Source organism: Pseudoxanthomonas sp. SE1 (assembly GCF_029542205.1).
Taxonomy (GTDB): Bacteria; Pseudomonadota; Gammaproteobacteria; order Xanthomonadales; family Xanthomonadaceae; genus Pseudoxanthomonas_A.
In genome coordinates this window covers 2,127,710-2,142,444 of the sequence record NZ_CP113783.1, presented here as the reverse complement: position 1 = coordinate 2,142,444, position 14,735 = coordinate 2,127,710, and the positions used below count along the sequence as shown (strand labels likewise).

General features: G+C 64.6%; 13 protein-coding genes. 6 read left to right on the top strand and 7 right to left on the bottom strand.

Annotated elements, in window-relative coordinates; genetic code table 11:
- The first annotated feature begins 21 nt into the window (after positions 1-21).
- Together OY559_RS10120 and OY559_RS10115 are read left to right on the top strand one after the other, a co-directional pair.
- On the top strand, positions 22-762 hold the full coding sequence (locus OY559_RS10120; RefSeq protein WP_277726194.1) for a copper resistance protein B: 741 nt from the start codon (positions 22-24) through the stop codon (positions 760-762).
- 126 nt (positions 763-888) lie between these two features.
- A complete protein-coding gene (locus OY559_RS10115) occupies positions 889-2,469 on the top strand; it encodes an ABC1 kinase family protein (RefSeq protein WP_277726193.1) in 1,581 nt (526 codons plus the stop codon).
- A gap of 62 nt (positions 2,470-2,531) precedes the next feature.
- Here OY559_RS10115 and OY559_RS10110 read toward each other — a convergent pair whose 3' ends face one another.
- The 7 genes from OY559_RS10110 to OY559_RS10080 form a co-directional block, all read right to left on the bottom strand.
- Positions 2,532-4,259: a DUF3141 domain-containing protein gene (locus OY559_RS10110; RefSeq protein WP_277726192.1), complete on the bottom strand. Its 1,728-nt coding sequence runs from the start codon at positions 4,257-4,259 to the stop codon at positions 2,532-2,534.
- Positions 4,260-4,376: 117 nt separating this feature from the next.
- Complete coding sequence (locus tag OY559_RS10105) at positions 4,377-5,903, bottom strand: thymidine phosphorylase family protein (RefSeq protein ID WP_277726191.1); 1,527 nt, start codon at positions 5,901-5,903, stop codon at positions 4,377-4,379.
- Positions 5,900-7,258, bottom strand: a complete 1,359-nt coding sequence (locus OY559_RS10100; RefSeq protein ID WP_343125262.1) for an MBL fold metallo-hydrolase RNA specificity domain-containing protein — start codon at positions 7,256-7,258, stop codon at positions 5,900-5,902. Before OY559_RS10100 ends, OY559_RS10105 begins: the two co-directional genes overlap by 4 nt.
- Before the next feature lie 8 nt (positions 7,259-7,266).
- The gene (locus OY559_RS10095) at positions 7,267-8,238 is read right to left on the bottom strand and encodes a ribose-phosphate pyrophosphokinase (RefSeq protein ID WP_277726189.1); all 972 of its coding nucleotides are present in this window, start codon (positions 8,236-8,238) and stop codon (positions 7,267-7,269) included.
- A gap of 23 nt (positions 8,239-8,261) precedes the next feature.
- Positions 8,262-10,214: a heavy metal translocating P-type ATPase gene (locus OY559_RS10090; RefSeq protein WP_277726188.1), complete on the bottom strand. Its 1,953-nt coding sequence runs from the start codon at positions 10,212-10,214 to the stop codon at positions 8,262-8,264.
- Between the two features lie 134 nt (positions 10,215-10,348).
- A complete protein-coding gene (locus OY559_RS10085) occupies positions 10,349-11,014 on the bottom strand; it encodes a methyltransferase family protein (RefSeq protein WP_277726187.1) in 666 nt (221 codons plus the stop codon).
- Positions 11,004-11,249 carry a DUF2933 domain-containing protein gene (locus tag OY559_RS10080; protein WP_277726186.1) on the bottom strand — a complete coding sequence of 82 codons (246 nt, stop codon included), beginning with the start codon at positions 11,247-11,249 and terminating at the stop codon, positions 11,004-11,006. Before OY559_RS10080 ends, OY559_RS10085 begins: the two co-directional genes overlap by 11 nt.
- Before the next feature lie 222 nt (positions 11,250-11,471).
- Between OY559_RS10080 and OY559_RS10075 the strand changes: the two genes are divergently transcribed.
- From OY559_RS10075 to OY559_RS10060, 4 genes are all read left to right on the top strand, one after another.
- Positions 11,472-11,966 carry a hypothetical protein gene (locus tag OY559_RS10075; protein WP_277726185.1) on the top strand — a complete coding sequence of 165 codons (495 nt, stop codon included), beginning with the start codon at positions 11,472-11,474 and terminating at the stop codon, positions 11,964-11,966.
- A 126-nt stretch (positions 11,967-12,092) separates the two neighbouring features.
- Entirely contained in the window at positions 12,093-12,773 is a 681-nt protein-coding gene (locus OY559_RS10070) for a heavy metal response regulator transcription factor (RefSeq protein WP_054665569.1), read from the top strand.
- Positions 12,766-14,178 carry a Cu(+)/Ag(+) sensor histidine kinase gene (locus tag OY559_RS10065; RefSeq protein ID WP_162407215.1) on the top strand — a complete coding sequence of 471 codons (1,413 nt, stop codon included), beginning with the start codon at positions 12,766-12,768 and terminating at the stop codon, positions 14,176-14,178. Before OY559_RS10070 ends, OY559_RS10065 begins: the two co-directional genes overlap by 8 nt.
- A gap of 146 nt (positions 14,179-14,324) precedes the next feature.
- Positions 14,325-14,525: a hypothetical protein gene (locus OY559_RS10060; protein ID WP_155944466.1), complete on the top strand. Its 201-nt coding sequence runs from the start codon at positions 14,325-14,327 to the stop codon at positions 14,523-14,525.
- The last annotated feature ends 210 nt before the right edge of the window (positions 14,526-14,735 follow it).

Genomic DNA, 14,735 nt, shown 5'->3' with positions numbered 1-14,735 from the left:
TCGCAGATGGATCATTCCCGGATGGGGGTGTTCGACTCGCCACGCGAACCCATCCCCGCCGTCACGGATGCCGATCGCCTGGCGGCATTTCCGACGCTGAAGGACTACCACAAGCATGGAACCAGCCTGAACTCCTTCTGGCTTATGGATCAGCTGGAAGGGGCGAACACGGATGAAGGCAGGGAGATCGCCTGGGAGGGAATCGGCTGGGTCGGTAGCGACATCAACCGCCTCTGGCTGAGGACCAAGGGGCACGCCCTGGACGAGAACCTGCAGCGCGCGCGGGTGGAGGCGATGTACGGACGCGCGATCCATCCCTGGTGGGATGCCGTGGTGGGCGTGCGCCGGGATTTCGGTGACTTCGGCGGAGGCGGAACGCCGCGCACCTGGGCCGCGTTCGGCGTTCAGGGGCTGGCGCCCTATAAGTTCGAGGTTTCCGCAACGGGTTACGTCGCAGAAGGCGGCAAGACGGCGGCGATCGTCGAGGCCGAGTACGACATGCTGTTCACCAACCGGCTGATCGCAAGCTGGGGTGTCGAAGCCAACTGGTTCGGGCAGTCCGATCCGGCGGAAGTCATCGGGTCAGGCTTGAGCACGGTAGAAGGAGGTGTGCGATTGCGCTACGAGATCACGCGGCAGTTCGCGCCCTATATCGGGTTCGAGCGCGAATGGAGCTTCGGCGAGACGTCCGACCTGCGCAGGCTCAGCGGTCATTCCCGAACCGACAACCGCTGGGTGGTCGGCCTGCGCTTGTGGTTCTGACGTAGATGCGTTTGGGGTTGGGGAGATGGCGGGGTGGTGCCATCGTAGGAGGGCCTGGAATGCAACCCGCATCAGGCCATCGAACACGAAATCGAAGGTCATATGCGTCCACCCCGAATCTCATCGTTGCGTCGTGGCATTCAGATTGTGGTCGCTGCCCTTGGATTCGGTTTGGCATGGTGGCGCCTGCGGAAGACCACGCCATCGGTGCTGGCGGAGCGATTGCGCGAGACGCTGGAGGGGCTGGGCACGACTTTCGTGAAGCTCGGTCAAGGCTTGAGCTTGCGTCGCGACATGCTGCCCGACGCGTACCGCGTGGTGCTGGAGGACTTGCATAACCGGGTGCCGCCGTTCTCGTCGCAGCTTGCCGAAGCTGCCATCAAAGATGCGTTCGGTCAACCGGCGGCAACGCTGTTCGCACGGTTCGATGCAATTCCCTTTGCTGCAGCGTCCGTGGCCCAGGTTCATCGAGCCCGTACGCACGACGGGCAAGAAGCCGTGGTCAAGGTTCGCCGCCCCGGTGTCGTCTCCCAGGTCAAGACCGATCTTCTGCTGCTGCGCTTGCTGGTGAGGATTTTGCTTCCTGTGTGGCCGCAGCTCAGGCGGCAACAGCCGCTGGCGCTGATCGACGAACTCGGCATGCAGTTGCTTGCAGAAATCGATCTGGATCACGAAGCGCGGAATATGCGGCGTTTGCAGTCAGCAATCGCGGGGCTGCCAGGCGTCATGATGCCCCGCGTCGTCGAGCCCTATGTCTCGCCTAACGTACTGGTTCAGGAATACAGCAGCGGCGTCGTCGTCACCGACTTCGCCGGAAGCGACCGAGGGCGCGCCATTGCCGATCAGTTGTTCAATGCCTATCTGCACCTCTTGTTCGTTCGCGGCGTGTACCACGCCGACCCACATCCAGGAAACCTGTTCGCGATGGCGGATGGGCGACTGTGCCTTCATGACTTCGGCTCGATCGGATACCTAGATCCAAAGGCGCGGCTGGCACTCGCACGCATGATCGCTGCCGTGCCCTATGCGGATGCGGACGAGGTGCTGGATTCGGCGCTTCTTCTGGGTTTCATCGTTGCACCCGTGGACCGTCGCGAGTACACGCGCGCCATCGGCGAGATTCTCGACAAACTGGAGAGCCTGCCCGTCACCGAGTGGTCGCTGGCCGAGATGGTGTGGCGGATCTCAAGCCTGGGCGGAGGAGAGCGTTTCCGGCTGCCCCGGCATCTGCTGGTCCTGATCCGAACACTGTTCCTGGTCGAGAACACGATTCGCCAGCTCGATCCGGAGTTCAACCTGCTGGGAAGTTTCGAGCTCCACCGCGAAACCCTTGCAGCTTCGTTGAGCAAGGAGGCGAGCCGCAGCCGGCGGCCGGTGGCCGAGCGTGCTGCGCGCACGGCCGACAGCTTGTCGACGATCGCATCAGAACTGCTCAGGTCGGCGATGGTGGATGATGGCAGGCCGAGCCTGACCATGTACCACCGGGGGCTTGAGGCATTGCAGGCCAACATCAGCCGGACCGGCAACAGACTGTCGGTCGCGTTGATCACGCTGGGGCTTTACCTTGCTGGATCGCTCTTGATGCAGCACAGCATTGGGCCTCGCATCTGGGGCGACATGCCGTTGTTCGCGGTCGTCGCGTATTTGCTGGCCCTATTGCTGTCGCTACGCCTGGTTCTGGCGATCTCGCGCTCCGGTCACTTGTGACGACTGGCGCCTAAGCCTTCATCCGCCGATCCACTACGCAACCAAGCCGCGACCACGAATCGTCAGGCCGCGCCGAGCCTTCTCGGCATGGCGCCGAACACAAGCGCGAACCACCATTCCATCGCCTCGTCGCGATGCTTGCGCCCATCTTCGATGGCCTGGGTAACCTGCGCGATCACCGCCTGCTCCTGCGCCGCGAAGGGGTTGTCCGCGGGCAATGGCGTCCGCTCCTTCCTGATCAGGGGCGCCAGGGCCGCGACGGCGTGCATCCAAGGGCTGAAGGCCTCCGAAAGCAGGTAGCGGCTGGTGCGCATCGGATGCAGCCATTCCAGCGCCGGGGCGCTCCAGGGATTGCTCATGGCGCTCACGACGGGACTCACGAACGTCTTGTAGAACAATTCGTTCGTCTCCGACATCCCTCGCACTTTCTCGAACGCTGCACTAGGGACATCGAACCGCAGGTCCTCGACCTGTCGCTCCTCGAAACGGACGGTGTACTGCGACCGCGCGCAATCCGGGTCGCCGGTAGGGTTGTCGATCCTCATCTCGTAGAGGCCCGGGGCCAATGCCTCGACGTCCGCCAGGGTCTCCAGGATGGCCCGATGCTCGAAGCGGGCGACCTTCGCGGAGACGAAGATCCCCAGGTGACCAACATGCGGGTTGGTCAGGTAGACGATGCGCTGATCCGCCTGCTTGAGCGCGTTCGTGTCGGGATAGACCACGGGAATCCAGCCCAGTGCCTGGTGAGGCGGCGTGATGTTGTCACCGTAGGAGGCGAAGACCACCAGCGGGTTGCGGATGCGCTTCAGGTCGACGGCGCAGTGCTCGTCGATCCGCAGTTTGCCTTCCTCAAGACGGTTGCCGATGAACAGGTTCTCGACAATGGCGACGATCTCTTCGCGGCTCATGAAGTACCAGGCATTCCACCAGCGCTCGAACTGGAGGAAGCGATCACGCTCGGTATCCACATGAGCGAAGAGGTTGGCGTACTTCTCCCACACGCCTTCCGGCTTGAGATTCTCGAAGTTCTGGATGAGCCAGGCGCCGTCGAAACGACCATTGCCCAGATCCGCGAGCAGATGGGTCATCCACACGCCGCCCACGAATCCTCCGGCGAGCCGCATCGGGTTCATACCCGCGGCGCCCGCCCAGTAGGACAGCGGCGATCCGTTGAGCACGACTGGCCCGCTCAGGCCCTGGCAGTCCGCCGCGAGCAGCGTGAGCGCCCAACCCGCCTGGCAGTTGCCGTACAGCACAGGAGGCAGGCCGGGATGGCGCCTCGCCTCTTCCTCCACGAAGCGCCGCAGCGCCTGCAACACGTCCGCGAGCGTCTGGCCGGGACATGGTTCAGGATAAAACGAGACGAAGTAAACGGCATGGCCGCGATGCAGCGCGATACCGACTTCGGAGTCGGTCTTGAAGCCGCCGATGCCTGGGCCATGTCCGGCACGCGGATCGACGACCACCACGGGCGGCCTGGAGGCATCCAGGCAGTCTTCGATGCAGTGGTCCCCGGCCCGCGTGATGCGAAGGAGCGCGTAGTTGGCCGGACGCTCGAAGCGCCGGGCATCGAGGAGGGTTTCGTAGTCGAAGTCCAGCAGCGGAGGCTTGCCCGCGCGCTCGTGGGCGATCATGTCGTCGGCCCGCTGGCGCAGCGTGTCCCAGAACAGCACCGCGCGCTCGAACACGTCACGCGAGTAGCCCACTGCCTGAGCGAAGTCGTACACGGCAGAACCTGCAAGCGCTTGTTCGGCGGAATGATCTGTCGACACCGACGGCACGGCTGCCACGGGTGATGCGTGAACAGCCCTTTCGCTTCTGGATCTGCCCGCAGCGCGCTTCGCTGAACGAGTCAGAGTTTCACGTGGGCGCATCTTGGCCTCCAATGGAGATACTGCCGCGACGTCTCAAGTCGCGATTTCGATGATGTCCGGGTTCCGGGACGCATATTCCATGGCATAGGCCAGTTCACCCGCGGTGTCGGCGTACAACTGAAGCAGCGGCTGTCCGATGCCGACGTCAGCTCCCAGCATGACCTCCATGGTGACGCCGGCGGCCTTGGCCTCGGGCGCACCGGCCAACTTAGCGAGCTGGGCAATCTTGCGGTTGTTGATCTGGACGATCCTCCCAGCACGCGCCGCAGTCAGGGGCCGGATGTGCAAGGCCCTGGGCGGCTCGCGCATGCCGCCCTGCGCCTGGCAGATCCGCTGGAACTTCGTCCAGGCCTGACCGTCAGCCAAGGTGGCCAAGGCCAGCGCATAGCCTGCTCCTGGCTCTGCCGCGCCGCCGATTTCGAGCGCGGCGCCGGCGAGCACTGCGGCCCGGTGCCGCAGATCGCCGGGCGCATCGGGTTTGTTCTGAAGGACGGCGAGAATATCGTGCGCTTCGAGGGCGGGGCCGATCCCTCGGCCCACCGGCTGGCTGCCGTCGGTGCGGATGCACGTCGCGGCCAACCCGAAGTGCGCGGCGACCGCGATCAGGCGGTCGCCCAGCCGATCTGCGGCTTCCTCCGTGCGGACCTTGGCGGTCGGCCCGACCGGGATATCGAGCACGACGTGATTGGAGCCCGCCGCGATCTTCTTGGACAGCACGGAGGCGATCAATTGCCCCTCGGTGTCCACGTCCAGTTCCCGTTCCACGCGAACGAAGATGTCGTCGGCGGGACTGAGATGCACAGCACCGCCCCAGGCGATGCAGCCGCCTTCCTGATCCACGACGCGCCGCATGGTGGCCAGGTCAAGATCCACAGGCGCCAATGTTTCCATGGTGTCGGCGGTGCCCGCCGGCGACGTGATCGCGCGCGATGAGGTCTTGGGCATCACCAGGCCGTGGGCTGCCACGATGGCGACGACGATCGGCGTGGTCCGGTTGCCTGGCAGTCCGCCGATGCAGTGCTTGTCCACCACCACCGGAGCGTTCCACGTCAGGCGCTCCCCGGCATCGATCATCGCGGCGGTCAGATCGACCGTTTCCTGTTCGTCCAGCGGCAGGGCCGCACTGGCCGTCAGGAACGCGGCTAGATGCACGTCCGTGTAGCGTCCCGCCGTCACGTCCGCGACGACGGCTTGCAGCGCGGCCGCATCGAGCCGATGGCCATAGATCCGCCGTCGAACGCTGGCCAAGGAGTCCAGGGCGGGGGCATGGGAGACCTCAATGGGGGCGCCCTCGGCGACGCCCAGCCGTTCCCAGGCGGATTCGGAGAGTGCGGCTTCGCCTGGCGCAACCAGATCGCCATCGGCCTGATAGAGCACTGCCTGCACCTGTCGCCCACCGGCCGAAAGCAACACCTGCGATCGTGAGGCGAGTCCCTCGGCGCGGCACACGTGGCAATCCGTGCGCATGACCGCAATCGACTGGTGTTGGGCATAAAGCCCCAGGCGCCGAGCGCGTAGCGTCGGCGGCGAATCGGCCACCTGGGCATCACGCGCGTTCATAGTTCGAACACCTGCCCGAAGCGCGGCACCGAGACAGGCCAGCCGTTCTCCTTGTCGATGCGTACGCGCAGCGCCTCGGAGGCCTCCGGTTCGCCATGCACGACGAAGATCCGCGAAGGCGCGTGCCGAAAACCGGAGAGCCAGCGCATCAGCTCGTTGGCATCGGCGTGCGCGGACAATTCCGGCAGGTTGGCGACCTGCGCATTGACCGGCACCCATTGACCGTGAATCCTGATTTCGCGCGTGCCTTGCAGCATCGCCTGGCCGCGCGTCCCCGCGGCCTGGTAGCCGGCGAACAGGATCGTATTCTCGCGCCTGGGCGCGAACGCTGCGAGATGGTGCAGCACGCGACCGCCCGTCGCCATGCCGCTGGCCGAGATGACGACCTTGGGGAATCGGCTGGCGGTGATCTGTTTGGATTCCTCGACCTCGCGTGTATACGTGGCGATCCCGCAGGCGGCATGGCAGATCTCGGCGGGCAGGCGGTGGTCGGCGAGGTGATCGCACAACAGCTCGCTGGCGTTGATCGCCATCGGACTGTCCAGATAGATGGGCACCGAACCCAGGCGCCCGGCCTGGCGCAGCTTCCAGAGGTGATAGAGCAGCAGCTGCGCCCGGCCCACCGCGAAGGCGGGAATGACCACCGTACCGCCGCGGCCGACCGTTGTCTCGATGACCGCCCCGAGTGCCTCGGCGGCATCGCTCGGGGCATGGGTCCGGTTGCCGTAGGTGGACTCGATCACCACGTAGTCGGCTTCGGTCACGGGCTGCGGATCGAACAGCATCGGGTCGTCGTAGCGTCCCAGGTCGCCCGAGAACACGATGCGCTTGCCGCCCCAGTCGATCTCCACGGTCGCAGCGCCCAGAATGTGCCCGGCGTAGCGGAACGTCAGTGTCGCGCCGTCGGGAAGCGCGAATGGCTTGCCGAAGGGCACGTTGGAGAACTGCTTGAGCGCGCGCTCGGCATCCTGCACGGTGTACAGCGGCAGCGCGGGCTTGTGCTTGCTGAAGCCCTTGCGATTGGCGTACTCGGCATCCTTCTCCTGCAGATGGCCGCTGTCCTTTAGGATCAGTTCGGCCACGTCGCGGGTTGCGGCGGTTGCGTAGATGCGTCCGCGAAAGCCGTCGCGCACGAGCCGGGGAATGTAGCCAGAATGGTCGAGGTGTGCATGCGTCAAGACCACTGCATCGAGCTCCTTCGGCGCGATCGGCAATGGCTCCCAGTTCAACTCACGCAGGTTCTTCAGGCCCTGGAACAGGCCGCAATCGACCAGGATGTGTTTTCCGTTGTGGCTCAGCAGGTGCTTGGAGCCGGTGACGGTGCCAGCACCGCCGAACGAGGTGAGATGCAAGATGGTGCTCCTCAAGATGTGGAGGGGGCAGTAAAGGAATCGGCATCCAACGGGTCGATGTCATCGAGAGGTTCGGGTGGACGGCGATGGCGCACGAGGCGGGCCTCTGCCTCAGGAGAGGCGGCAAGGAACTGCGCGATCAGGGGAGCCAGTGCAATCGCATTGCTCTGATGACGCACGGCATCGGTGGAGACGATGCGGCTGCATAGCTGCGCGAGTTGTGGATAGGCATCCTCGGCGAAGATGGCATGCACCACAGCGACCACGGGCAGCGCGAAGCCTTGCTGAGGCAGCTGCCGCGCGGCCTCGATCAGCGTGCGTCCGGAGGACGCAATGTCATCGACCAGCACGGGCTGGCGATCGCGCCAGGCGGACAGGTCGGACAATGCGACCTCGACATTGCGGTCGCCGTGGCGGATCTTGCGCAGGACTGCATGGGGTGCGCCGATGCGCTGGGCGATGGCCGCCACCCACTGCTCACTTTCCTCGTCCGGACCGATCACCAACGGCCTTTCCACCTCGCCGGTGATCCAGTCGGCCAGCAGCGGAGCGGCATGAAGGGTGTCGGCGGGCACGGTGTAGAGCGCCGACAGCGCCGGGTAACGGTGCAGATGGGGATCGACCGTTACCAGGCGGTCGAAGCTCGACGACACGAGACGGGCAAAGCTCCGGGAGGTGATCGCTTCTCCGGGGTGGAAGCGGCGATCCTGCCGCATGTAGGCCAGGTAAGGTGCGACTAGGATCACGTCGCGGGCACCGAGGTCGCGGGCGGCGTCGGCGGCGAAGACAAGCGACAGGAAGCCGGGATCGGGCTGGGCCAGGGTCTGCACGAGGACGACCGACTTGTCCGCCACCTCCGCGGCGATGCGCACGTAGCTTTCGCCGTCGGGGAATCGCCGGGTTTCCAGCTCTCCCAGCTCCCACCTTCCAGCGACCGCCAACTGGCGGGCGAATGCTTCGTTGCCGGGAAGGGGAAGGATCACTCGGCTGGAGGAATCTGTCGTAGTCATGTTTGTCGCCTGTAGAAACGGAGAAGCTGGGCATTGATGGCGACGATCACCGTGCTGGCCGACATGAAGACGGCGGCGATGGCAGGCGTCATCAGGAAGCCCGTACCGAAGGTGATGCCCGCCGCCATGGGCACCGCGATCGTGTTGTAGCCGGTCGCCCAGATCAGGTTCTGCACCATCTTGCGGTAAGTGGCGCGAGACAGGCCAAGGATGGCGCCGACATCGCGCGGATCGCTGCGCACGAGCACGACGTCGGCCGACTCCACGGCGACGTCGGTGCCCGCGCCGATGGCCACGCCCAGGTCGGCCTGGACCAGCGCCGGGGCGTCGTTTACGCCATCGCCCACCATGGCGACCGATAGCCCGCGGGCCTGAAGCTCCTGAATCTTCTGCGACTTCTGATCCGGGAGCACCTCGGCGAAGTACTCCGAGATCCCAAGTTCCTTGGACACCGATTCGGCCACGCCTCGGGCATCACCTGTCAGCATCACCGAGCGAATCCCCAGCCGGGTCAATTCGGCGATGGCATCCCGGGATTCGGACCGAACGATATCGGCAAGCGCGAACAGTGCGCGCGGCTGACCATCGCGTTCGAGTACGACGACGGTCTTGCCTGCCGATTCGAGCTGTCCCAGCCGCTCGTGGGTAATGGCGTTGCCCTGGCGGGCCAGATGACCTGGGCTGACGATGCGCACGCGCTCGTCGCCCACGTTGGCTACGATGCCTTCGCCGGTGATGTTGCGCACGTCGCTGGCCTTGGGGATGGGGATGTCGCGGCGCTTTGCCTCGGCCACGATGCCATGGGCGATGGGATGTTCCGACTGGCTCTCGGCCGCCGCGGCGAAGGCCAACTCCTGGCGCTCATCGCCCTCCTGCAGCATCACGATGTCGCTGACCCCGAATCGTCCCTCGGTCAGCGTGCCCGTCTTGTCGAACACGACCGCATCCAGTCGGCGCGCGCGCTCGAACGCGGCCCGGTCACGGATCAGCAGGCCGTTGCTCGCGCTCAGCGACGTGCTGACCGCGACCACCAGCGGCACCGCCAGGCCCAGGGCATGCGGGCAGGCGACGACCATGACGGTGACCATGCGCTCGATGGCGAAGTTGAGCGGCGCGTCGAGCACCAGCCACCAGACCAGCAGCGTGCCGACGCCCACGGCCAAGGCGATGTAGGTCAGCCAGGCGGCAGCGCGGTTGGCGATGTCCTGCGTGCGCGAGCGGGTCTGCTGCGCCTTCTTGACCAGGTCGATCACCTGCGACAGATACGTGGCATCGCCGGTTGCGGTGACGCGTATGGTGACGGCGTTCGCGCCGTTGATGGCCCCGCCGATCGCGGTGGCACCGACTCCTTTGGCGACCGGGCGGGATTCGCCGGTGAGCATGGCTTCGTTGAAGTCCGAGGAGCCCTCGGTGATCTCCCCGTCCACCGGCACCTTGGCGCCGGGACGGACGATCACGCGGTCGCCCGGCTGCAGTGCGCTGATCGGGACGTCGTGCAGGCTGCCATCGGCATCGATGCGGGTGGCACTGTCGGGCAACAGCTTGACCAGTTCCTCCAGGGCACGCGACGCCCCCATGACCGAGCGCATCTCGACCCAGTGGCCCAGCAGCATGATCGCGATCAGCGTCACCAGTTCCCAGTAGAACTCCTGCCCGGGAAAGCCGAAGGTCACTGCCACCGAGAAGATGTAGGCGGCCGAAATGGCCAACGCGATCAGCGTCATCATCCCGGGCTGACGCTTGCGCAGTTCGGAGACGACGCCGACCAGGAAGGGCCAGCCGCCGTAGAGATAGGCGACGGTCGACAGGGCGAACAGGAGGTAACGATCGCCTGTGAATGCCAACGCCTCGCCCAGGCCGAGCGCGTGCTGGATCATGGGCGACAGCGCGAGGACAAACGGGGTCAGCAGCAGCGTGACCCAGAAGCGTCTGCGGAAGTCGGCGACCATGGCGCCATGGTCGTGGCCGGCATGGCCTGCGTGACTCGAACCGGCGGCGCTTACGACTGCGCCGGTGCCGGGTGGAGACGCATGGACGTGTGCGCCGTGATCGTGCTGGTGGTGTGCGTGCGGGTCATGGTGACTCATTCGATCTGGCCTTCTCTATTGTTGAACAAGCGCCCAAGCCGCGGCACGAATGCAGGCACGTCGCTCGCGTAGCGTCGATACTGATCCCCGAACGTCGCTTCGACCTCGCGCTCCTCCCGCTTGGCGAGCCGCCAGTACATGACCAGCAGAATCGGCAGCATCACGCCCGTCACGAGTGTGGGCCATTGCAGGAAGAATCCGATCAGCACCAGGATGAAGCCCACGTACTGCGGATGCCGCACATGGGCGTACGGCCCGGTGGTGGCAAGCGATCCGGCGCGTTGAGCCTCGTGCAACACCCGCCAGCCGGCGGCGATCAGCCAGAACCCGCTGCCGATCAGCATGTAACTGGCCAGGTGGAACGGATTGAGATGAGGATCTCCCGACCAACCGAAGAGTGCGGGCCAGATGTGGCCGGCGTCGTGGGACAGCGGGTCCAGTCCCGGGAAACGATTGCCCACCCAACCCGCCAACAGGTAGAGCGTCAGCGGAAAGCCGTACATTTCCACGAACAGGGCGACGATGAAGGCGGAAAACGCGCCCAGCGAGCGCCAGTCGCGCGCCGTCGTCGGCTTGAAGAAGCTCAGGGCGAACAGAATGAAGATGCCGGCGTTCACCAGCGCCAGAAACCAGAGGCCGTAGGCGGGCGGGTTACCGGTCATCGCGGTCGCCCTCCTCCCGATGCGTCTGGTGGCCACCGTGACCGCCGTGACCGCGGTGCAGGAAGAAGTGCATGCCGATGCAGATCACCAGGGGCAGCAAGAGGGGGAGCGCACCGAGTACGTGCGCCCGGTGCTCCAGCCACAGGAAGAGTCCCGCGATAAAGAGAAAGACGCACAGGGTCAGGACGGCGGGGCTGCGCCAACCGCCTCGCTTCCGATCAGGAATTTCGCTCATCTCGATGCTCCAGGACGCCAGTTAAGAATGGACGGGACAATTGGCGAAGATGCGTCCTGAGCGTAGAAAGGCGTCGCTGTCGGGTCAGTTACGCGTCGATTACATTCATGTAATCACCACGTCATCGCGTGGCAGATGGCGGCTTGCAATGTAGGCAGCAAGCATCCTGGCTTACCGACCTGGTCGGGTCGGCGCTCGAAGCCGTTGTGGAGATTGGACGCGATGAAGCAGCACGTTGTCGATCGGAGGGACGTGCTGAGCGGCATCCTGCTCCTAGCGCTCGGCCTCCTCACCATGGGAACTGCGGTGTTCTTCCTAGTGTTGCGCCCCGCGCTTCTGCCCGAGGATATCCGGCACACCGGTATCGATCCGGGCACGTTGGCTCACGGCGTTCCTGGAATGGCTCGGCACCGTGTTCCGCGCTTGGGGCGCTTCATTGCCGGATTGGGCGTCCTGCTGCTGGGGAGTGGAGGCTTCCTGCTCTCCGGCCGGGCGCGATTGCCTGTACTGGGCCACGGCAATAGGCGCCCTCGTCGCGTTTGGGCGCTTCCTGTTCAGCAATATCCTCCTGGATTCGGATTTCCTCTGGTTCATTTCGGCCCTGTTCGCGTTGGCCGCCGCAACCGCGATCAGCCTGCTGCTGAGGCGCGGACGCTGACGCGATTGTTTGGCATTCACTCGTTCAAGGCCGCTCCGGCCCAAATGGTGACGAAATGATTACCAATATGTAATCTTTGCGTCATCCTTATGGCAGCTTCGCCTCGATAGATTCCAGTGACCCATCATGATCCATCCGTCGTGGCGGGGGCCGGAAGCACGAACGAGTGCGGGCATAGGGCTGACATGAAACTTCTGGTTGTCGAAGACGAGCACAAGACGGCGGACTACGTCCGTCAAGGACTGATGGAGGCCGGGTTCGTCGTCGACTTGGCGCGCGATGGGCCCGACGGCCTGCATATGGCCACGACCGAGCATTACGACCTGATCGTGCTCGACGTCATGTTGCCGGGCATGGATGGGCGGAAAATCCTGCAAACCATCCGGGCGGCCGGCAACCAGGTGCCGGTGCTGTTCCTGACCGCTCGCAGCAGCGTCGACGATCGCGTCCAGGGATTGGAGTTGGGCGCCGACGACTACTTGGTCAAGCCGTTCGTGTTCTCGGAACTGCTCGCACGCGTCCGGACGTTGTTGCGCAGAGGGGGTTCGCCTATTCCGCACGATCGCATCCAGATTGCGGATCTGGAGTTGGATCTGGCGCGCCGTCGTGCCACGAGGGCCGGGCAGCGTATCAACCTGACCAGCAAGGAGTTCGCCTTGCTCGAACTGCTGGCGCGTCGCCAAGGCGAAGTGCTGCCGCGTTCGCTGATCGCCTCGCAGGTCTGGGACATGAATTTCGACAGCGACACCAACGTCATCGACGTCGCGATCCGACGGCTGCGCGCCAAAATCGACGACAGCTTCGAGCCCAAGCTCATCCAGACCGTACGTGGCATGGGCTACACGCTGGACCTGCCGGATGCCTGACCGGTTTGCCTTTCTGCGGCGTCCGGCGTCGCTCTCCGCACGGGTCACCGGCCTCGTCGGCATCGCGATGATGGTGGTGCTCCTTCTGTTCAGTTGGGTCAGCGTGGGATCCCTCGACCGGCATTTCGCCGAAATGGATGAGGAAGAGTTGGGCGTGATCGCCAGTTCGGTCATCCGGGCACTGGGCGAGGTGCAGGACGGAAGCGATACGCAGGCCTTGCGCCGTGCGGTTCGGGGGCATCACGGGGTCTACTACTATGTCGCTGATGCCGGCGGAAAGACGCTGTACGCGCCGAAGGACGGTCCGGACCTGGCGAGCTTCGCCCGGCGCACACCTCCCGTCCCTCTGGCGGACAGGCAAAGCATGACGATATGGGAAGAGAACGGGAAGTCCTATCGAGGTGGCGTCATCCAGGTCGGGGGCGACACCAGTCTGAGCGGTACCTACACGATCGCCGTGGCGATGAACATCGGCGGCCATCTCGAATTCATCCGGAGCTTCAAGCGCATCCAGTGGTGGACCATCTGCGTGGTCATGTGCATCGCGATCCTTGTCGCCTGGTTCGCGGTTCGCTGGGGGCACATTCCGATCCACAGGGCGAACGAGAAGATTCGCGCGATCACCTCGTCCAAGCTGTATCTGCGATTGGATCCCAAGGCTGTACCGGTCGAGCTGGAAGAAACCATCGCGTCCTTCAACGACATGCTCGGGCGCATCGAGGATGGGTTCGAGCAACTGGCGAACTTCTCGGCCGACATCGCCCACGAGTTGCGCACGCCGGTCACGAACCTGACCACGCAGACGGAAGTGGCGCTCGGTCAGGCCCGCTCGGCCGACGAGTATCGGGAGATTCTCTATTCCAACCTGGAAGAGTTCGGGCGCCTGAACCGCATGATCAACGACATGCTGTTCCTGGCTCAGACCGAGAACGATCCGGGCAATCTGAATCTGGAGAGCGTGGTCCTTGAGGACGCCGTCCGGGGGCTGTTCGAGTACTTCGAGGCCTTGGTGGAAGAGCGAGGCGTGAAGCTCGAACTTCGCGGCCGCACGACACCGATCCGCGGTGATCGGGAAATGCTTCGCCGGGCGCTCAGCAATCTGATCTCCAATGCGATCCGGTACACGCCCAGTGGCGAAACCATCACCGTGAGGTTCTCGCAGAAGGATCGGGACGTCATCATCAGCGTGGAGAATCCCGGCGAGAAGATTCCACCCGAGGAGCTCTCGCGCATCTTCAACCGCTTCTACCGGGTGGGGCACGCCGCCCACCGAAAGGGCGAAGGCGCCGGGCTGGGACTGGCCATCGTCAAATCCATCGTCGAGGCGCATGGCGGGTCGGTCAGCGCGCTGTCCGACGAGAAGCTGACCAAGTTCTACATCCTCTTGCCGTTGACCGAGAGCTGAAAACACGTTCTTCATCGCCGCGCGCAGGCGGGTGATGGGGCATCGAGAGCTGCGGACTTCTGCCGTGCCGCGAGGTTCAGGGACGGGGACAATCGGGGGAGCCAGCGCCGCGCTGGGGCCAGAGCCGTGAAAGGCTGAGCGTCAGCATGAGCGAAGCCGCGGCCAGCCCCCAGGCAACGACAAACTGCCCATCCGTGCTGATGGCGGCGACGGCGATCGGCGCCAGAATCGGCCCGATGCTGGTCGCCGATTGCTGCGGACCGAGCCTCGATGCAGAAGGCGTGCCTTCACCGCCGATCCACAGGCTGGCGACCAGCCTGCCATCGCAACGAGAACCGCCAGAGTGATCGGGCTCCTTGCCAGCGGAAACAGGAGCATAGGCGTGCCGAACAGCATCAGCATCAGGAAGGCGAGCATCGCCGGTCGCGCAATCAGCCAGGGAAGATAGATGTGGAAGAGCTGAGCGGCGAGCATCGCAAAGCCGCACAGGGCGAGGGTGAATCTACGTATCTCTCCACGCATCGTGGCGGCGTCAGTGGGTTCTGAACAATTTCCTT

Coding starts and splice junctions, on each gene's coding strand:
- OY559_RS10105 (WP_277726191.1), bottom strand. CDS start 5,903: ATGAACGCGCGTGATGCCCAGGTGGCCGATTCGCCGCCGACGCTACGC.
- OY559_RS10065 (WP_162407215.1), top strand. CDS start 12,766: ATGCCTGACCGGTTTGCCTTTCTGCGGCGTCCGGCGTCGCTCTCCGCA.
- OY559_RS10120 (WP_277726194.1), top strand. CDS start 22: ATGGGGGTGTTCGACTCGCCACGCGAACCCATCCCCGCCGTCACGGAT.
- OY559_RS10075 (WP_277726185.1), top strand. CDS start 11,472: ATGAAGCAGCACGTTGTCGATCGGAGGGACGTGCTGAGCGGCATCCTG.
- OY559_RS10080 (WP_277726186.1), bottom strand. CDS start 11,249: ATGAGCGAAATTCCTGATCGGAAGCGAGGCGGTTGGCGCAGCCCCGCC.
- OY559_RS10070 (WP_054665569.1), top strand. CDS start 12,093: ATGAAACTTCTGGTTGTCGAAGACGAGCACAAGACGGCGGACTACGTC.
- OY559_RS10060 (WP_155944466.1), top strand. CDS start 14,325: ATGAGCGAAGCCGCGGCCAGCCCCCAGGCAACGACAAACTGCCCATCC.
- OY559_RS10085 (WP_277726187.1), bottom strand. CDS start 11,014: ATGACCGGTAACCCGCCCGCCTACGGCCTCTGGTTTCTGGCGCTGGTG.
- OY559_RS10090 (WP_277726188.1), bottom strand. CDS start 10,214: ATGGTCGCCGACTTCCGCAGACGCTTCTGGGTCACGCTGCTGCTGACC.